Origin of the sequence: Streptomyces noursei (genome assembly GCF_016917755.1) — a bacterium.
In the GTDB taxonomy this organism is placed as follows: Bacteria; Actinomycetota; Actinomycetes; order Streptomycetales; family Streptomycetaceae; genus Streptomyces; species Streptomyces yunnanensis.
The window spans coordinates 2,530,234-2,548,508 of the sequence record NZ_CP070326.1; the positions used below are offsets into that span (position 1 = coordinate 2,530,234).

18 protein-coding genes are annotated in these 18,275 nt (G+C 73.9%); 7 read left to right on the forward strand and 11 right to left on the reverse strand.

Annotation, left to right across the window (positions count from 1 at the left end; translation table 11 throughout):
- Positions 1-37: 37 nt before the first annotated feature.
- From JNO44_RS11195 to JNO44_RS11210, 4 genes are all read right to left on the reverse strand, one after another.
- Positions 38-1,528 carry an FAD-dependent monooxygenase gene (locus tag JNO44_RS11195; RefSeq protein ID WP_205363517.1) on the reverse strand — a complete coding sequence of 497 codons (1,491 nt, stop codon included), beginning with the start codon at positions 1,526-1,528 and terminating at the stop codon, positions 38-40.
- A gap of 7 nt (positions 1,529-1,535) precedes the next feature.
- Positions 1,536-2,246 (reverse strand): VC0807 family protein, encoded by a 711-nt coding sequence (locus JNO44_RS11200; protein WP_240167520.1) that lies wholly within the window; start codon positions 2,244-2,246, stop codon positions 1,536-1,538.
- On the reverse strand, positions 2,243-2,890 hold the full coding sequence (locus tag JNO44_RS11205; RefSeq protein ID WP_205363519.1) for a TetR/AcrR family transcriptional regulator: 648 nt from the start codon (positions 2,888-2,890) through the stop codon (positions 2,243-2,245). Before JNO44_RS11205 ends, JNO44_RS11200 begins: the two co-directional genes overlap by 4 nt.
- Before the next feature lie 162 nt (positions 2,891-3,052).
- Positions 3,053-4,627, reverse strand: coding sequence for a N,N-dimethylformamidase beta subunit family domain-containing protein (locus tag JNO44_RS11210; RefSeq protein WP_205363521.1), 1,575 nt, complete (start codon positions 4,625-4,627; stop codon positions 3,053-3,055).
- A gap of 287 nt (positions 4,628-4,914) precedes the next feature.
- Here JNO44_RS11210 and JNO44_RS11215 point away from each other — a divergent pair, with 287 nt between their 5' ends.
- Complete coding sequence (locus JNO44_RS11215; protein ID WP_205369670.1) at positions 4,915-6,015, forward strand: class I SAM-dependent methyltransferase; 1,101 nt, start codon at positions 4,915-4,917, stop codon at positions 6,013-6,015.
- A 131-nt stretch (positions 6,016-6,146) separates the two neighbouring features.
- On the forward strand, positions 6,147-6,920 hold the full coding sequence (locus tag JNO44_RS44400; RefSeq protein ID WP_205363522.1) for a helix-turn-helix transcriptional regulator: 774 nt from the start codon (positions 6,147-6,149) through the stop codon (positions 6,918-6,920).
- 24 nt (positions 6,921-6,944) lie between these two features.
- Here JNO44_RS44400 and JNO44_RS11225 read toward each other — a convergent pair whose 3' ends face one another.
- The 3 genes from JNO44_RS11225 to JNO44_RS11235 form a co-directional block, all read right to left on the reverse strand.
- Positions 6,945-8,042: a pyridoxal-phosphate dependent enzyme gene (locus JNO44_RS11225; protein ID WP_205363524.1), complete on the reverse strand. Its 1,098-nt coding sequence runs from the start codon at positions 8,040-8,042 to the stop codon at positions 6,945-6,947.
- A gap of 20 nt (positions 8,043-8,062) precedes the next feature.
- Entirely contained in the window at positions 8,063-8,515 is a 453-nt protein-coding gene (locus tag JNO44_RS11230) for a GNAT family N-acetyltransferase (RefSeq protein WP_205363526.1), read from the reverse strand.
- Positions 8,516-8,583: 68 nt separating this feature from the next.
- Positions 8,584-10,050 (reverse strand): aminotransferase-like domain-containing protein, encoded by a 1,467-nt coding sequence (locus JNO44_RS11235; protein WP_102923682.1) that lies wholly within the window; start codon positions 10,048-10,050, stop codon positions 8,584-8,586.
- Between JNO44_RS11235 and JNO44_RS11240 the strand changes: the two genes are divergently transcribed.
- Together JNO44_RS11240 and JNO44_RS11245 are read left to right on the forward strand one after the other, a co-directional pair.
- Entirely contained in the window at positions 10,049-11,014 is a 966-nt protein-coding gene (locus JNO44_RS11240) for a DMT family transporter (RefSeq protein WP_205363528.1), read from the forward strand. The two genes, JNO44_RS11235 and JNO44_RS11240, sit on opposite strands and share 2 nt — an antisense overlap.
- A 205-nt stretch (positions 11,015-11,219) precedes the next feature.
- Positions 11,220-11,429, forward strand: coding sequence for a DUF1918 domain-containing protein (locus tag JNO44_RS11245; RefSeq protein ID WP_039637934.1), 210 nt, complete (start codon positions 11,220-11,222; stop codon positions 11,427-11,429).
- 69 nt (positions 11,430-11,498) lie between these two features.
- Here the strand turns inward: JNO44_RS11245 and JNO44_RS11250 are convergent, their stop codons facing one another.
- Positions 11,499-12,728 (reverse strand): glycoside hydrolase family 10-like protein, encoded by a 1,230-nt coding sequence (locus JNO44_RS11250; RefSeq protein WP_205363537.1) that lies wholly within the window; start codon positions 12,726-12,728, stop codon positions 11,499-11,501.
- Between the two features lie 159 nt (positions 12,729-12,887).
- On the opposite strand from JNO44_RS11250, the gene JNO44_RS11255 reads away from it, so the two are divergent.
- A complete protein-coding gene (locus JNO44_RS11255) occupies positions 12,888-13,757 on the forward strand; it encodes a 3-hydroxybutyryl-CoA dehydrogenase (RefSeq protein ID WP_039637932.1) in 870 nt (289 codons plus the stop codon).
- Positions 13,758-14,158: 401 nt separating this feature from the next.
- Positions 14,159-14,671 carry a hypothetical protein gene (locus JNO44_RS43370; RefSeq protein ID WP_240167521.1) on the forward strand — a complete coding sequence of 171 codons (513 nt, stop codon included), beginning with the start codon at positions 14,159-14,161 and terminating at the stop codon, positions 14,669-14,671.
- Between the two features lie 415 nt (positions 14,672-15,086).
- Here JNO44_RS43370 and JNO44_RS11265 read toward each other — a convergent pair whose 3' ends face one another.
- Together JNO44_RS11265 and JNO44_RS11270 are read right to left on the reverse strand one after the other, a co-directional pair.
- Positions 15,087-16,541, reverse strand: coding sequence for an MFS transporter (locus JNO44_RS11265; protein WP_205363540.1), 1,455 nt, complete (start codon positions 16,539-16,541; stop codon positions 15,087-15,089).
- Positions 16,541-16,804, reverse strand: a complete 264-nt coding sequence (locus tag JNO44_RS11270; protein WP_205363542.1) for a hypothetical protein — start codon at positions 16,802-16,804, stop codon at positions 16,541-16,543. The genes JNO44_RS11265 and JNO44_RS11270 overlap by 1 nt, the downstream gene beginning before the upstream one ends.
- A gap of 79 nt (positions 16,805-16,883) precedes the next feature.
- On the opposite strand from JNO44_RS11270, the gene JNO44_RS11275 reads away from it, so the two are divergent.
- Positions 16,884-17,327: a MarR family winged helix-turn-helix transcriptional regulator gene (locus JNO44_RS11275; protein ID WP_205363554.1), complete on the forward strand. Its 444-nt coding sequence runs from the start codon at positions 16,884-16,886 to the stop codon at positions 17,325-17,327.
- A 100-nt stretch (positions 17,328-17,427) separates the two neighbouring features.
- On the opposite strand, the gene JNO44_RS11280 is transcribed toward JNO44_RS11275, so the two are convergent.
- Entirely contained in the window at positions 17,428-18,261 is an 834-nt protein-coding gene (locus JNO44_RS11280; RefSeq protein ID WP_205363562.1) for a transposase family protein, read from the reverse strand.
- Positions 18,262-18,275: the final 14 nt, after the last annotated feature.

Below are 18,275 nucleotides of genomic sequence, written 5' to 3' on the forward strand. Positions count from 1 at the left end.
CCGTCTCGATGGCATGACTATACGGATGATTGCAGTTTTATGCAATGCCGGGCGGGCGGCCCGGGCGGGGCGCGCCGAACCACCGGGCCAGGGCGGCGCGCAGGCCCTCCGCCCCGCCGTCCCGGCCGGCCCAGCAGACGTGCCCGTCAGGGCGGACCAGCAGTGCCTCGCCGGCGCCCGCCGCGGGCCCGACATCGGCGCGGTCGACCCGGTCCGCCCAGCCGTCCGCCGCGGCGGCGGCCGTCGAGGCGGCGCCGGCCAGCAGGACGCCGCGGCCGGACGGCAGCCGGACGCCGGGCAGCCGCGCCCCCAGCAGCGGGTGGTCCGGCGCGTCGGGCATCGGGTAGCGGATGTCCGTGCCGGCGATCACGGCGGCGATGCGGTGGTTGGCCTCCGGCACGGTGAGCAGGTCGGCGAACATCTCGCGGACCACCACGGCATCCGGGTCGGGGAGCGTCAGCACCATCTGTGCGCGGGTGTTGGCGAGCACCCGGGCGCCGACCGGGTGCCGCTCGGCGTCGTAGGTGGCCAGCAGGCCGTCCGGGGCCCGGCCGCGGATCACCGCGGCCAGCTTCCAGCCCAGGTTGAACGCGTCCTGCATGCCGAGGTTGAGGCCCTGCCCGCCGGCGGGGGCGTGGATGTGGGCCGCGTCGCCGGCCAGCAGCACCCGGCCGTCGGCGTACCGCTCGGCCTGCCGGGCTGCGTCGGTGAAGCGGGACGCCCAGCGGACGGCGCGCAGTTCGCGCGGCGGGCCGGGGCAGCGGGCCAGCGCCGTGCGCACCTCGTCCTCGGTGACCGGGGCGTCGCGGTCCACGCCCTGCTGATCGGGGCCGCCGAGGATCAGCCGGTGCACCCCGTCGCCGAGCGGGAGCAGGAAGGCGACGCCCGCGGGGTCCGGGGTGAGGTCGGGCAGGCGCCATGCCTCGCCGGGGCCGGCGGATCCGGCCTCCGCCGCGGCGGGCGCGACGAGTTCGACGTCGGCGACGACCATGCCGATCCGGCCGTCCCACCCCGGGAAGGGCACGCCCAGGGCGCGGCGCACCGTGCTGCGCCCGCCGTCCGCGCCCACCAGGTACCCGGCCCGGACGGTGCGCTCCGCACCGTCGGGCCCGCGGAGGGTGGTGGTGACACCGCCCTCGTCCTGCCGGAACGACGTCAACTCCCGTCCCCGCAGCACCGGGACGCCGTACCCGGCGAGATGGTCCTCCAGGAACTCCTCGACCCGGGCCTGCGGGATGCCGACCTGGTGCGGGAACGGCGTGTCCAGCGCGTCGTAGTGGAGCGGAAGTCCGGCGAAGTGGCCGGCGGGGAGCAGCGTCAGCGACCGGTCCAGGACCGGCTCCAGCCAGCCTCGGCAGTCCAGCACCTCGGCGGTGCGCGGCTGGAGGTTGAGTGCCTTGGACCGACCGGTCCGGAAGGGCAGCCGTTCCACGACGGCCGCCCGCACTCCGGCCAGGCCCAGCTCGTTGGCGAGCAGCAGGCCGGTCGGGCCCGCCCCCGCGATCAGCACCTCGTAGTCGGTGTCCACGGCTCCCCTACAGCTTCATGCCGTGCCGGGTGAGGTACCAGTTGTGCCAGGCGAACAGCCCGCCGAGCATCACCAGCCACAGCACGGTGCTGGTGAGCGGGAAGTCGTCCACCGGGATCGTGTACGCCAGCACCACCCGCAGCACCGCGTCGAGCAGGAAGACCGCGCCCCACACCGCCGTGACCAGCCGCAGGTGATGGCGGAACGTCGGCTCGGTGTCCCACCGCGCCTCCCACTCGACCAGTCCGGCCTCGCCGACCTTGGCGATGACGATGCCGCGCGAGGCGGTCATGATGAACGGGCGCCGGGTGAGCAGCGTGCCGAGCACCCAGAGGCCGATCGCCGCGGTCAGCCAGCTGTCCCGGATCATCACCACCCGGGGGCTGCCGGAGATCAGGGTCAGCACCGTGCCGATCACCACCAGGCTCAGCGTGAACACCGCCATCGCCTCCACCCGGCGCTGCCGCACGATGCCGTAGGCGATCCACGGCAGCAGCAGCGCGCCGCCGACGGCCATCGCGAGCCACTGGTCGAGGCCGGCCGCGCGCAGTCCGTAGTAGGAGCCGAGCGGGAGGGCCAGCTCGAAGAGGAGCTGCGCGGCGAGCCGGCGGCGCAGCGCCTTCGTGCGGCGCCGGGCGGCCGCCGCGAGGGCCCCGTCCGCTTCGGTCCGTGGTGCCCGGTGCGTGGCCATGGTGTGTGCCCCCGTGTCCGCGGTCATGACGCCCTCCTGGTGGCGCGGTCGAACAGGTCCGCCAACTCCCGGCCGGCGGCCCGTACATCGAGATCGGGATCGTGGGTGGCGCGGCGCACCACGTCGTCGATGGCGGCGCGGATCGCGCGCATCATCACCCACGGGTCGAAGTCGCAGAACTCGCCGGCGCGCTGCGCCTTGCGGAGCTGCTCCACCTGGACGGCGAGGTTCGCCTCCGTCGTGCCGAGGAAGGCGACCATGCCGGGGTCCTCGCCGCGGAGGTTGCCGAGGATCTCGACGATCGCCGCGAGGTGGTTGGGGTACTCGGCGAACAGGTCGAGGTTGCCCTCGATGGAGGCGCGCAGGCGGGCCGCGTAGCTCTCGTGGGCCTCGATGCGGGGGCGGATGAAGCCGTCCGCGAGCCGCATCACCTCGGTGACGACCTCACGCATCAGGTCGTCCCGGCCGTCGAAGTGGTAGGAGATCATCCCCGTGCTGCTCAGCCCGGCGCGCTCCGCGATCTTCGCGAACGAGGCCCGGTGATAGCCGACCTCGGCGATGACGTCGATCGCCGCGGCGACGATCTGGGCCCGGCGGCCCGACTCGGTGAACGAGGGCTGGCCGGTCTTGCGCGTCGCCTTTTGCTTGGCCGTGCTGTTCTTTGCTTGCATGAGCAAGACGGTAGCCGGGTTTGCTCGCCCGAGCAAGACGTTTTGCTCACCCGCGCAAGAGAGATGTGCTCACCGGGGCAAGAGGGGCGGAGGGCGGCCCCGGACACGGGAAGGGGCCCGGGCATCACGCCGCGCCGGGGCCCGGGCCGGGGGCCGGCCGGCTCATCTCCCGTACACCCGGCCGGTGTTCGGTTCCGGCGCCGGGCGGTGCTGCGCCGCCGGGCCCGCGGCGAAGGCACGCAGCAGGTTCTCGGTGGTGCGGGTGACGAAGGCGCCGGTGCGGCGGTCCATGCCGTGGTCGCGGCCGTCGTCCCGGGTGCCCGCCATGAGGGCCTCGACCCAGCGCATGGTGCCGGTGGCGAAGACGCCGGCACCCCCGGGGACGGTGTAGTAGGCGGAGTCGGCGTGGCTGGCGCGGCCCTGGCAGACCAGCGGGGAATGCGCGACGATCTCCAGGTCGGCGGGGGTGGGGGCCTCGGGCGTGACCCGGTCGTACTCCACGCCGACCAGGTGCGGGAAGGCGTCGCCGGTCCTGACGCCGGTCCCCTCGAAGAGCCAGTGGCCGGCGCCGTGCACCACGTAGGGCGCGTCCGTCGGGTAGCCCTCGTAGAACACGCCGGTCAGGGCCGACTCCGGGTCGGCGGCGGGCGGTGCGCGGAAGTCGTGGGTGGGCGGGTCGCCGTGGTCGGCGAACCCCGGGTCGTCGCGGTAGGCGGTCTTGTAGCAGGTCACGGTGCGCAGCGGGCCGTCCTCGCCGGCGTCCAGACGGACCCGGCGGAAGCAGGCGTTGGCGCCCAGGAAGGCGATGTTGGTGCCGCTGTCGCGGGCCCGGGTGACGTGCGCGCGCTGCTGCGGCGTCCAGTATTCGTCGTGGCCGAGGGAGAGCACGGCGGTGGCGCCGCGCAGCGCGGACGGGTCGCGGTGGACGTCCACCGAGGTGGTGTAGGCCAGCGGCAGGCCCAGGCGTTCGGCCAGCACCACCAGGGCGCGCTCGTAGACCAGGAACTTCTCGGCGCCGGTGGCGTCGTAGGGGCGGTCGAAGGTGACCGCCAGCGAGCGGGTGGCGTAGGCGCCGTCCCGGCCCCGGTAGAGGCTGTGGCCGCCCCAGGCGTTGTACGCCTGCCAGGTCGTCACCGCGTGCATCAGGGCGGTGCGGCCCGCGGCGCCGGCCGAGCGGACGATCAGCGGGACGTACCGCTGGTGGCCGTGGTCGGTGTCGAGGCGGAGCAGATAGGCGCCGGGCGGCCAGCCGTCGGTGCGGACGGCCGTGCTGCGCGGCCAGCCGGCCACCACCGTGCGGGTCGCGGCCAGCAGCCGCGGGTCCGGGCCGCGCCGCCCGGCGAGCCGCGCCGAGCGCCACACCAGCCGCGCCTGGGCGCCGCCGTACCAGCCGACCCGGTAGGCGCAGATGCGGAAGCCGGGCGCGGTGGTGGAGACGTGCAGGCCGAACTCCTCGCCGGGCAGCACGCTCACCCGGTCCGCATAGCCCTCGATCGCGTCCGGCGGGCCGGTGGCGCGCAGCCGCCAGTCCGGGCTGCCGGGGCGGGTGCGCTCGGCGGTGAGCGGGTCCGCGGGCCGGTGGCCGCGGGTGCCGGCCGGGGAGTCGCAGCCGGCCAGGCCGGTGGCCAGGGCCGCGATGCGGGTGGCGGCGCCGAGGAAGTGCCGGCGGTCCAGGCCGGCGGGCGGCCGGTCCGCGGCGCGGCGCTCCCCCGCGTCGCGTGCGGCGCCGTCCGCCATCGGGTCGCTCCCGTCCGTGCGTTCCTGGTGCCTGGTCCGTCCGGGACGATCCGTCCCAGGACGATCCTGCGCCCGGCGGCGCGGCCGGACGACCGCAGCGGGCCCGAACGCGGGTATCGGGGGCCCGCCCGGAGGCACACGGGGCCCGGCCGCCCCGCGGGGACGGCCGGGCAGGGGCCACCGCTCCCCCGTCGGCTCAGGCGCCGCGCGTATACGGGGAACCGCGTATGGCGCGACGGCGGTCGGAGCTGGTGCAGTGGAAGCAGCAAGGCGAGGAGGTGACGGCCATGGCGGTGTCCGCCCCGGCCGCACCGGGCGCCGTCGGCGGCGGGACCACCCGGCAGGAACGGGTGAGCGCGTTCCTGGAACGGGTGATCACCGACGGCGGGGCCGCGGTCGCGGGCCTGTGCACCTCTCTCGGCGACCGGCTCGGGCTGTACCGGGCGATGGCCGGCGTCGGCCCGCTGACCTCCGCCCAGCTCGCCGCCCGCACCGGGCTGGTCGAGCGGTACGTCCGGGAGTGGCTGGCGGCCCAGGTGGCCGGCGGGTACGTGACGTACGCGCCGGACCGCGACACCTACCTGCTCCCGGACGAGCACGCCGCGGTCCTCGCCGAGCCCGGGCTGCCCAGCTACGCGGCCGGCTTCTTCACCATGCTGCAGGCGCTGTACGCCACCGAGGACAGCCTGATGGACGCGTTCCGCACCGGCGAGGGCATCGGCTGGGAGGAACACGGAGCGGCGCTGTTCGAGGGCACCGCGAAGTTCTTCCGCCCCGGTTACGCGGCGTCGCTGGTGCCCGAGTGGCTGGCCTCGCTGGACGGTGTGGTGGAGAAGCTGGAGCGCGGGGCCGCGGTGGCGGACGTCGGATGCGGTTACGGCTACTCGACGGCGCTGATGGCGCGGGCGTTCCCCAACTCCCGCTTCACCGGCTACGACTTCCACCGCCCGTCCGTGGAGGCGGCCCGCGGGATCGCCGCCGAGCAGGGCGTGGCCGACCGGGTGACCTTCGAGGTGGCGGGCGCCGACGACTTCCCCGGCGAGGACTTCGACCTGATCACCTACTTCGACTGCCTGCACGACATCGGCGACCCGGGCGCCGCGCTCCGGCACGCCGAGCACGCCCTCGCCGAGGGCGGCACCTGCATGATCGTGGAACCGAACGCCTCCCCGCACGCCGAGGAGAACGCCAACCCGGTCGGCCGGGTGCTGACCGCCGCCTCGGTGGCCGTCTGCCTGCCGTCCGCGCTGGCCCAGCACGGCCCGCAGGCGCTGGGGAACCACGCGGGCGAGCGGGCGCTGCGGGAACTCGCCGACGCGGCCGGGCTGCACCACTGGCGGCTGGCGGCCCAGAGCCCGGTCAACCGCGTCTATGCCGTCGGGCGCTGACCCGCCCGACGCCCCCGGCCGGTCTTCCCCCGGCCGGCCGGGCGGCCCCGCTCCGGGCGGCTCCCGGCAACGCCCCGGGAGCCGCTCCGAGCGGCCTTGACCCGGGCTGAAGGGCTCGGCAGGCTGGATGTATGAGCGCGGCCGCGGAGGCCGGCCTGCGGCGCATCCTCTCCGTCGTCGACCTCCTGATCGACGCCGTGGACGAGGACACCCTGGTTCCGGCGCTGCTGCCGCTGCTGCTCGGCGCGCTGCCCGGCGACAGCATCATCTGGTCGCCCCGACCCGACCCCGCCCATCCGCTGCGCACCCTCCCGGACGACCTGCTGAGCCAGGACGTGCTGGACGCGTTCGACCGCGGGTGGTGGTGCGACTCCTTCGTCCGGCACACCCGGATCGGCAGCGGCGTCCCGCTGCGCCGCTCGACGCTGCAGACCCCCGGCGAGTTCCACGCGCTCCCGGTCTACTCCGATGTCTACCGGCCGTTCGGGGCCGAGCGGCAGCTGGCGATGTCCTTCCCCGCGGGCTATGCCGCGGGCGTTCCGCGGCGGGTCTCGGTGGTGGTCAGCCGCGACCGCCACGGCAGCGACTTCAGCGACGCGGACGTGGCCGCAGCGGTGCTGCTGCGCACCCGCCTCAGCCGGGTCATGGGCCGCCTCGCCCCGCCGGCCCCGGCCCCGGCCCGGGACCTGGTCACCCGCCGCGAATCGGCCGTGCTGCGCCTGCTCGCCGACGGTCTGACCAACCAGCAGATCGCGCACCGGCTGGCGATCAGCCCCCGCACGGTGGACAAGCACCTGGAGCACGCCTACGCCAAGCTGCAGGTGGGCGGCCGGGTCGCGGCGGCCAACGCCTGGCTGATGCGGGAGGCCGGGCGGCCGGGCCGGGGGCCGGACGCCGGGGCGTGAGGCGCCGGGCGGGCCGCCGCCGGCTCAGCGGGACGCGGGCGGCCAGGTCCACCGGCCGCTCTGCGCGAAGCGCGCCAACCCGGCCTCGTACGGGGCCGGTTCGAGCCCCTTTGCGGCCAGCCAGCCGGCGTCGAGATGGGTGGTGCGGTACGGCTCCGCGCCGTCCCCGGCGAGGAGGACCAGGCCGCCCCCGGTGCCCTCGGCCCGCAGGCGCGCGGCGAGGTGGCAGGCCGCCCACAGCGCGGTGCCGGTCGCCGGGCCGCAGGCCAGGCCGGCGGCCCGGTGCAGCCAGCGCATCGCGGCGACGGAGGCGGCGTCCGGGACCGGGACGACCAGGTCGATCAGCTCCGGCCGGAAGCCGGGTTCGGTGCGCGGGCGGCCGATGCCCGGGATCCGGGACGGCATCCCGGTCGCGTAGTCGCCGCAGCCGCTCGCCCAGGCCGGGAAGTAGGCGGAGTGCTCCGGGTCGGCGACGGCCAGCCGGGTCGGCAGGCCGTGGCGGCGCAGATGGCGGCCCAGGGAGGCGGAGGTGGCGCCGGTGCCGGCGCCGGTCACCAGCCACCGCGGGACGGGATGGCGGGCGCCCCGCAGCCCGTCGAGGATCTCGGTGCCGAGGTCCGGCATCGGGGCCGGACCGTCCGGCGACCGCCCGGCCGCGGCGAAGTGGTCGAGGAAACGGCCCCCGGTGCGCCCGGCCAGCGTCCGGGCCTCCTCCAGCACGGCGGCGGGCGGCAGTTCGCCGGTCCGGCACCGGCCGCCGTGTGCCGCGATCCGGTCGTGGGCGGCGGCCGGCGCGGTCCGCGGCAGGACGGCGGTGAACGGCAGGCCCAGCAGCCGGGCGAAGTACGCCCCGGCCACCGCCGCCGCGCCGCCGCTGCCCATCACCACCGGCGTCCCCTCGGTGAGGGTCCCGTCCTGGACGGCGGCGCGGAACAGCTCGCGCAGCAGCCGGTGCTTGACGCTGCCGGTGGGGTGCGCCGACTCGTCCTTGACGTACAGGTCGATCTCCGGGAGGGCGGGCAGGCGCACCGGCCGCAGCGGGGTCGGCGCGGCGTCGGCGGCCAGGTCGCGCAGCGCCCGGACCGCCCAGTCGTCGGGCGGCGGGACGGCACGCTCGGTCATCGGCGGGCTCCCGGCGCGGGTCAGGGGCCGACCGGGCCCGGGTCGAGCAGCCCCAGCGTCATCCACTGCTCGGGGGCGGCCAGCGGCCGGAAGCCGACCTTCTCGTAGACGCCGTGCGCGTCCTTGGTGGCGAGGGTGAGCCGGGCCAGTCCCTGCGACGCCAGGTGCTCGGCGACCTCCTCCACCAGGGCGGTGCCCAGGCCCTTGCCGCGGTCGTCGGGGGAGACGTAGACGTCGCAGAGCCAGGCGAAGGTGGCGTGGTCCGTGACGACCCGGGCGTAGGCGACCTGACGGCCCGAAGCCGCCTCGTACAGGCCGAAGTTGAGCGAGCCGGCGACGGCGCGGTCGTGGTGCGCGCGGGTACGGCCCAGGGCCCAGTAGGAGTCGTTGGCGAGCCAGTCGTGGACCAGGCCGGAGTCGAGGCGGTCCGGGTCGGTGGAGATCTCGTAGCCGTCGAGGGCGCGGGCAGTCATGCCCGGAGCCTGGCAGAAGGGTCGGGCCCGCGTCGAACGGGTTGCCGGGCCCGGCCCCGCCGTCCCGTTCAGGCCACCGGTACGCCCAGTTCGTCGCAGGCGGTGCGGAGCCGGCGGACCCCCTCGGTCAGTTCGGCGGCGCCGGCCGCCGAGGCGTAACTCAGCCGGAGGTGGGCGGCCGGCGGCTCGGCGGCGAAGTAGGGGCGGCCGGCCGCGACCGCGACGCCCGCGTGCAGTGCGGCACCGGTCAGCGCCGCCTCGTCGGTGCCGTCCGGCAGCCGCAGCCACAGGTGGTAGCCGCCGAGCGCGGTGCGCTGCCCGGCGCCCGCCACGGCCAGCGCCGGCAGTTCGCGCTGCAGGGCGGCCCGGACGGTCTGCCGACGGGAGGTCAACTCCCCCGCGATCAGACGGAGGTGACGCGGCCAGGCGGGCGAGCCGACGAGTTCCAGTGCGGCCTCCTGGAGCGGGCCGGGCACGAAGAAGCTGTCGACGACCTGGATGGCGCGCAGCCGGTCGAACACCGGGCCGCGGGCCGCCAGGGCGCCCACCCGCAGGCTCGGCGAGGTCGCCTTGGTCAGCGAGCGGACGTGCACCACGGTGCCGTCCGGGTCGTCGGCGAGCAGGGTCGGTGGCAGCGGGGGCGCGTCGGCGTGCCCCAGCAGCCGGGCGAAGTCGTCCTCGACGACGAAGGCGCCGGCCGCCCGGGCCACCCGCAGCACCTCCCGGCGGCGCTCGGCGGCCAGCACCGCGCCGGACGGGTTCTGGAACAGCGGCTGGCAGACGAACAGCCGGGCGCCGCTGACCCGGAAGGCGTCGGCGAGCAGATCGGTGCGGACGCCGTCGGCGTCCATCGGGACCGGCACCGGGCGCAGCCCGGAGGCCCGGGCGACGGCGAGCATGCCGGGGTAGGTCGGCGACTCGACGAGGACCGGGGCGCCGGGCGCGGCGAGGGCGCGCAGCGCGGCGGTCAGGGCGCTCTGGCCGCCGGCGGTGATCAGCACGTCGTTGGCGGAGAGCGGGCCGCCGGGGCCGCCGATCTCCCGGGCGAACCAGGCCCGCAGCTCCGGCACCCCGTCGACCGCCGGGCGGCTCCAGGCGCCGGGCCGCCGGCCGGCCCGCGCCAGCGCGGCGGCCAGGGCGCGTTCGGGCTGGAGGGCGGGCGGCAGATAGCCGCCGTTGAGCTCGATGACGCCGGGCCCGGGGGCGGAGAGCGTGGCCAGGACCCCGGAGGCGTCGACGCTGCGCGGCACCTGGTCGCCGGCCGGTTCGGCGCTCAGCGCGATCTCCTGCCAGGAGGTGTCGACCGGGGGCGGGGTCGCGCGGCGCGGCTCGGCGCGGAAGGCCCCGGCACCGGGGCGGGTGACGACCAGCCCCTCGGCGGCCAGTTCGGCGAGCGCCCGGGAGACCGTCACCGGGCTGACCCGGTGGCGCTCGACCAGGGCGCGACTCGACGGCAGCTTCTCACCGGGAGAGTAGCGCTTTAGCTCCTCTCGCAGGATCGCGGCCAGCTCAGCACCACTGCTACGCTCATGCATGAGAGCCAACGATAGCGCTACTGCCGCCACGCCGATAGCGGTCACCGCCCCGGATCCCACCCCGGCCGCCGGCCCTGCCGCACCGCGCCCGGCGCCCCCGGCCCGCGCGTCCGGCTCCGGCGCCCTCCTCGCCGCCCTCGGGGTCGCCACCTTCTCGCTGACCTTCCCGGCGACCGCCTGGGCGCTGACGGGCATGGGCGCCTGGACGGTGGTGATGCTGCGCAGCGTGCTGGCCGCCGCACTGGCCGGGACGTGCCTGGCGGTCTGCCGGGCCCGGGTCCCCGAACGCCGCCACTGGGCCGGCATCGCGGTGGTCGCCGGCGGGGTGGTGCTGGGCTTCCCGCTGCTGACCACCCTCGCACTGAAGACCTCCACCACCTCGCACGCCGCCGTGGTGATCGGCCTGCTGCCGCTGGCCACCGCCGCCTGCTCGGTGGCGCGCACCGGGGCCCGGCCCTCGCGTACGTTCTGGATCGCCGCGTCGGTCGGCGCCGCCGCCGTGATCGCCTTCGCGCTGCAGCAGAGCGGCGGCGCGCCGACCACCGGCGACCTGTATCTCTTCGCGGCGCTGCTGGTGTGCGCGGCGGGCTACGCCGAGGGCGGCCGGCTGGCCCGCCACATGCCGGGGTGGCAGGTGATCGGCTGGGCCCTGGTGCTGGCGCTGCCGGTGACCGGGCCGGGCGCGGTGTGGGCGCTGTGCGCCGAGCCGCCGCACCTTACGGGCCGCGCGGTGGCCGGGCTGCTGTGGCTGGCGGTCGGCTCGACGTTCCTGGGGATGGTGGTCTGGTACCGCGGGATGGCCGCCATCGGCGTCTCCCGGGCCAGCCAGCTCCAGCTCGCCCAGCCGCTGCTGACCCTGGTGTGGTCGGTGGTGCTGCTCGGCGAGCAGCTGCCGCCGGCCGCGCCGCTGACCGCGCTGGCGGTCCTGGCGTGCATCGTGGTCACCCAGCGGGCACGCACCTGACGGACCCGGGCGGCGGGGCCGCGGGCCGGGGCGCGGGCCCGCTTCACCGGGTGCGCCCCGGGCGTGCGGACATAAACTGGCGGCGACGGCAGTCGTGCCGTCCGGGCCGTTCCCGGGCCCGCAATCCGTTTGGCCGTTCCACCGCCCGGCCGTCGTGCGCGTCGGCCGCCCCGGTCGGCGGCCACCCGAGGCGGGAGGAGCCCAGATGCACGCGAGCAAGGGCGACCGGCTGCTGGTGCACGGCAGAACCGTCGGTCATGGCGACCACATGGTCGAGATCGTGGAAGTGCTGGGGACCAACGGCGAACCGCCCTACCGCATCCGCGCCGAGGACGGCCACGAAACGATCATGTGGCCCGGCCCGGACTGCGTCGTCCAGCACCCCAAGTCGACCGAACCCCACACCATCCACTGACGGACCTCGCGGCGGTGGCGGGCGGCCCGCCACCGCCGCGTCCGTGCGACCGCCCGGCGGCAGCCGCGATCACCGCCGTGCCGGGCCCCCGTAGTGGTCCTCGACGACCCGGGCCAGCGCGCCCAGCGGGTCCCGCACCACGTCCTTGGCCGAGAAGTAGACGTGCCCGCGGACCTGCGGGTAGCGGCGGGCGAAGGAGACATGGCGGGAGAGCTCGGCCGGGTTCCGCCAGGCTTCCGACTGCGCGTTCCGGTCCGCCTTGTAGAGGGCCTCGCCGATGTAGAGCTCCACCTGGGTGCCCGCCACGGTCCGGGCCCACCACGGCACCAGCTCCGCGTAGTCGGCCGCGGCGAAGCCCAGCGGCCAGTACACCTGCGGCACGATGTAGTCGATCCAGCCCTCCCGCACCCAGCGCCGGGTGTCGGCGTAGAGGTCGTCGTAGGTCTGCACCCCGGCCTCGGTCCGGGAGCCGCGCGGGTCGGTCGCGGCGTTGCGCCAGACTGCGAACGGGCTGACGCCGAGGCGCACCTGCCGGTCAATCGCCACCATCCGCTGCCCCATCTCCCGGATCAGCCGGTCGATGTTGTCCCGCCGCCAGTCGGCGCGGGAGGCGAAGTCCGCGCCGTACGCCTCGTAGGCCGCGTCGTCGCGGAACGCCTGGCCGGCGACCGGGTACGGGTAGAAGTAGTCGTCGAAGTGCACCCCGTCGACGGGATAGCGGCGCACCGCGTCCAGCATCGCGTCCTGGACGAAGCGGCGGACCTCGGGCAGCCCGGGGTTGTAGTAGAGCTTGCCGCCGTAGGGGACGATCCAGCCCGGGTGCCGGCGGGCGGGGTGGTCGGGGCTCAGCCGGCCGAGGTCGGTGTGGTTGGCCACCCGGTACGGGTTGAACCAGGCGTGCAGCTCCAGGTTGCGCCGGTGGGCCTCGCGGACCGCGAACCCCAGCGGGTCCCAGCCCGGGTCGCGGCCCTGGACCCCGGTCAGGTACTGCGCCCAGGGCTCGTACCGCGACGGCCACAGCGCGTCCGCCGTCGGCCGTACCTGGAAGAACACCGCGTTCAGCCGCCGCTCGACCGCCGTGTCCAGCAGCATGGTCAGCTGCCGCTGCTGGGTGGTGCGGTCCAGGCCGGGGCGGGTCGGCCAGTCCAGGTTGGCGACCGTCGCCAGCCACATCCCGCGCAGTTCCCGCGCGACCGGGGCGCCCTCGGCGGCCCGGGCGGCCTCGGCGCCCGGGCCCAGCAGCCAGGAGGCCGCGCCCAGTGTCGCGGCGCCGAACCCGCGGCGTGTGATCCCTCGCATGAAAAGCCCCCATCTTGTCCGTTTCGTCCGATGTGGCAGGCTCAGAATGCCCGCCCCGGCGCCGTCCTCCCAGCACCTCGCGGAGTAACGTCGGGGGCGAGGCGGGCGCCGGACCCTTACGGCGTACCGCCGGTCCTGAAGATCAGCGAAAGGCACGAGGTGACGGACTCATTCGCCGACATTGCACGCGTCGGAGTGGTCGGCTGCGGCCAGATGGGCGCTGGCATCGCCGAGGTGTGCGCCCGCGCCGGGCTGGACGTCAAGGTCGCGGAGACCACCGGCGAGGCATTGGAGCTGGGGCGTACCCGCCTGACCAACTCCCTCGGCAAAGCCGCCGAACGCGGCAAGATCACCGTGGCCGAGCGCGATGCGACGCTCGGCCGACTCAGCTTCACCACCGACCTCGGTGAGTTCGCCGACCGCGACCTCGTCATCGAGGCCGTGGTGGAGAACGAGCAGGTCAAGACGGAGATCTTCCAGGTGCTCGACCAGGTGGTGGTCCGCTCGGACGCGATCCTGGCCTCCAACACCTCGTCCATCCCGCTGGTGAAGCTGGCGGTGGCGACCTCGCGGCCCGACCAGGTCATCGGCATCCACTTCTTCAACCCTGCACCGGTCCAGAAGCTCGTCGAACTGATCCCCGCCCTGACCACCGGCGAGGAGACCCTCAAGCGCGCCGAGTCGCTCGTCCAGGACGTGCTCGGCAAGCACGCCATCCGCGCCCAGGACCGCTCCGGCTTCGTGGTGAACGCCCTGCTCATCCCGTACCTGCTCTCCGCGATCCGGATGTTCGAGTCCGGCATGGCCAGCCGCGAGGACATCGACCACGGCATGGAGATGGGCTGCGCCCACCCGATGGGCCCGCTCAGGCTCTCCGACCTGATCGGCCTGGACACCGTGGCCTCGGTCGCCGCCTCCATGTACGAGGAGTACAAGGAGCCGCTGTACGCCGCTCCCCCGCTGTTGCAGAGGATGGTGGACGCGGGACGGCTCGGGCGCAAGAGCGGGTCGGGGTTCTACTCGTACTAGGAGTGCGCCGACGCCATCAAGTGGCGCTGCTTCAGGGGGAGTTCACCTGGAGCGGCGCCAGCGGTGCCGAGGCGACCGTCCATGGACGACGACATCCCGCTGACCGCTCCGGCGGGCACCGCCCGCCGCCGCCTGGCAGATCGGAACTGACCGCGAAGAGGCCCCGGGCTGTGCGGACGGCGACTTCACGGGCACTGATCTGCAGCCCGGCGTGGTCACGGTTGAGCGGCCGGGATCGGCTTACGCGCTCGGTCACCAGGCCGTGCACCCGGCATTCATGCGCCCAGGCACGGCGACACGTTCATTCGAGGGCCACGGCTTGGGGCGTGTCCGATGGGTCCCGTGACCGGTCTGGCGGTGGATCCGTGAGTGAGAACGAGGAGGGAGAACAAGCTCAGCGCGTGAGCAGGCACCCAGCCGCGACACCGAGCCAGAGCATGGCTCCGAAGAACAGGCCGACGATCCGGCGTAGGCGGTACGAACGCGTCGCCGCTCGCCGGGCGGAACTCGACGAGGAGGAGAAGCTCCTGGTCGAACGACTTGAGAAGGTCCGCGCCGAGCGCGAGGATCTCGCTGCGGCGATGCGCGTGTGGGAGTGCATGCGCGCTCAGCTGGAGGCGGAGCAGGCCGCCACGCAAGCGGTGCCCGCGCAGGTCGGCGGCCGTGGCGTGCTGCTGGTCCGGCACCGCGAGGCGGGCATCGCCGAGGACGCGCTGCCGCCGGACTACCAGCAGACCATGAAGATCGTCCGGGAGGCGGGCGGCCCGGTACGCGTCAAGGACGTCGGTACCGCGCTCGGCCTCGAAGTAGAGGTCAAGGGCCGGCTGGAGCCACTGCGCGGGAAGTTGACCAAGCTGTCGGGCCGGGGCTGGCTGCGCAAGCTGCCCGACGGGCGCTTCCAGCGCATGCCGTAGCCACGGCCGCAGGCCGTAACCGGCGCGCCCCCGACGGCCGTTGACTTCGACGCGACGACCGAGCCACGGGCCTTCAATACGTGTGGGAGAGCGGAGCGCAACATGTTGAGACTCCTGCTTGCCGAGATCGTGCTGCATGACTCTATGCAGAGCGGCAGAGTAACGCCACGGAACCAGTTGATCGCAGACGGGATGGCTCGGTGGACACCCTGGTGTCCAAGTGCTCCGTCCTTCCGCCGACCGGATCCTGTACGGAGACCGGCTGCACATTGCCGATCTACCGGTGCCGCCGCGCAACGCCCGTGCCCCGTTCAGGAACCACGATGCAGCCCTGACGTGGCTGGACGGGGTCCGTGGATCGAACCACGGGCAGGAGAGGCGGACTCTGGCGCGGGGCGTCAGGCCTGGGGGCTGCCTACGACAAGACGTCGTCGCCGTCGGCCTGTTCCAGTAGCCGGACCTCGTCGGCGGGCAGGCGCTCCGCGGGCGTGAGCCGGGTGGATCGGGCGGGCAGGAACCAGGCAAGGGCGGCGGCGAGGACACAGAAGCCGGCGGAGAACCACAGCGCCATGGTGTAACCGCCCACCGCTGGCTGACCATTGCCGCTGACATGAGCGGCCAGGATGGTGGCGGTGAGCGCGCTGCCCAGGGAAAAGCCGGTGAAGCGGACCACTTGGTAGAAGCCCATGGCGCTACCTGTCTCCCGAGCGGGGATCGACTGCACGATCAAACCGGGAATCGCGGCGAAGGTGGTGCCCAGTCCCACTCCCAGGACACCCGTCATCACGAAGGCTTGCCACAGGGCGCCATGGAAGACCGCGAAGAATCCGCAGCCCAGCGCGGCTACGAGGCAGCCCAGTGTCAGCACCGCCCGGATCCCTATGCGTGTCACCAAGGCCGGCAGTGTGCGGGAGCTGATCAGCATGAAGAAGGACAGGGGGATGAGGACGAGGCCGGCCACGACGGCCGATGCGGAGAACCCGAATCCGCCCGAGCGTGGGGATTGCACAAACTCCGTCACCCCCGAAAGCACCATGTACATCGCGACGCCGAGCACCATGGCGCAGGCATCGGCGGAAAGCACGGATGGATGGCGCAGCAGACGCAGCTGAACCAGCGGGTTCCCGGCGCGCAGTTGCTGCACGGCCCACACCGTGAAGAGCACTACGCCGACGGCCAACAGGCCGGTGATCGCCGGCGAGCCCCAGCCCCACTGTGTCCCCTCTGCCACTGCCACCAGTGCGGTGACCATCGCCAGCGCGAGCAGCACGGCGCCGGCCCAGTCGAGCCGGTTGGGGGCGCTACGCCCCGCGCTCGACGGTACGACTGCGGCGACACAGATCAACGCGAGGCCGGACACGATCGTGCCGAACCAGTACGCACCCGCCAATCCCCACTCCTCGGCGAGCAACCCGCTGATCGGGTAACCGGCGCCGAGGCCGGCCCCCGCCGATACCGACAACAGCGCAATCATCGGCGCGACCTTGGCCTGCGGCAGTTCTTCCCGGGCGGTGGCCATCGCCAGCGGCGCCAGCCCGAGCCCGACGCCCTGCAGTCCGCGGCCGACGAGCAGCATCCCGAAGCCGCCTGCCAGCGCAGCCACGACACCGCCCGCCGTGACCACGGCCAAGCCGCCGAGCAACGTCACTCGCCGTCGCGGGCCGTCGCCGAGCCGACCCAGGACCGGGGAACTCGCCGCGCCGACCAGCAGCGCCACGGTCAGCGACCACTGCGCCGTACTCAGCGACTCATGAAAATCGCGAGCAACAGTGGGGATCAGCGGAGCACCGAACGAGCTGATGATGCTGGCGACCAGCGTGGCCAGCACCAGCACCGGCCCGATCAGCGCGCTGCGACGCCTCTCGGTCATCACCGTGTCCCCTCGGTCCGCCGCGTGCCCATCAGTCGCTCAACAACCTCGCCCGCGCCGATCAACGTCGCAAGCTCGGTGTCTGCAAGGCCGAGTAACGCGCCTTGGGGAACCTGTGTGATGTGCTCGACGCACTCCGGGTAGTCGCTGACGACGCCATCGGTGACCTGAACGTCGGACGGCTGGAAGTAGCGCGCGATGTCGACCGCAGCGTCGTCCGGCTGACCGGTGATCCGCCGGGTCAGCACATTACCTACGACCATGAGACCTCCCAAGAGAAGTGCGTGCGACTTGCACGCAACAGTACGCCCATTCCGTGCGCTTCGCACGTATCATTGGTGGATGGCGAATACGGGTTTGGCACGGGACCTGGAGCAAGCGCTGGGACAGCTGTTGCTGCGGCGCAACCGCAGCGTGCTCTACGACGCGGTCCTCGACTCGGCACCGACGGGTGTCGATCGTCAGACCTACCCGGTGCTCAGTGGGCTGGCTCGACTCGGACCGCAATCGGCGGCGCGGCTTGCCGACGAGGTCGGCATCGACCGATCCGGCGCAAGCCGCTACGCCGACCGGCTCGAAAGCGCGGGTCTGCTTGAGCGCAGCCCCGACCCCTGCGACGGCCGGGCCACCCTGCTCGCATTGACGCCCAAGGGTCACGCCACGGTCACTGGGCTCCGCAACGCGCTGACCCGGCACCTTGCGGACCGGATCGCGGACTGGCCCGATGGGCAGGCACGGGCACTGATCGACGGTATTCGCCTACTCATCGACATGCCCCAGGATTGAAGCCGTGCCAACGTGAAGTCGCGGGTCAGCGAGGTGGCGTGATCGTTGAGGGGCATGCCCATGCGGTTCGCGAGCGACGGTCTCTGCCCTTGATTGCCTGTCAGCGGTTCGCCTCAAGGTTCGTCAGCACGAGCAGAGCTCGCACGAGTTCGGTGGCGCGGGCCGGATCGGTACGGAGCTTGGCGAGGGTGCGCCACATCTCGAGGTGGGCGAAGCCGTGTTCGACGGGAGCGCGTGAGGCGGCCAGGACGCGGTTGGCCTCCTTTTGGCCGGGGGTGAGCTTGCGGGCGCGGGTGGCTTTGTAACCGGTGACGACGACCGGCTGGTCATCGTCGTCGTCCAGCCCAAGGAAGCCGAGGTCGGCCAGGGCGCCGAGACCGGCGGCGCGCAGATGCTCGAGGATGTGGTCGCGGCGGGCCGCGGTGATGTCATGGGTGCGGCCGGGGCGGGCCGCGGAGATCCAGATGAGGCGGCCCTTCTCGTCGGTGAGGGCGAGGAAGTGCAGGCCGTGACGTCGGTGTTTACCCGAGTAGTTGGGCCGGTTGTCCTTGCCGGTGCGGCGGACGGTGGGGATGAGGGCGCCGTCGATCAGGACGACTTCGCCGCCCCGTTTGACGATCTTCTTGCACGCGCGGTCCAGCCGCGGTGCACGGGCGGCGAGCAGGGCAGTCAGCTCATCTCGCCAGCGTCGTATGGTCGTTTCGCCGATCTGGTTGCCGCCGGCCATGTCGGCGATGCGCTGGTCGTGGCGGAGCACGGCGAGGACGATGACGACGATCTGCCCAGGCTCCAGGCGGCGCCAACGCGAGCCGATCGTCTTGAGGTGGCGCCGCAGCAGGCCCGCGCAGTATTCGTTGGTTTTCCGGGACACCGGCAGACGGCACTGGTAGACAGGGAAGCCGGTGTCCCCGGTGGGCTCGTTGATCTTCTTCATGTACACGTCGAAGT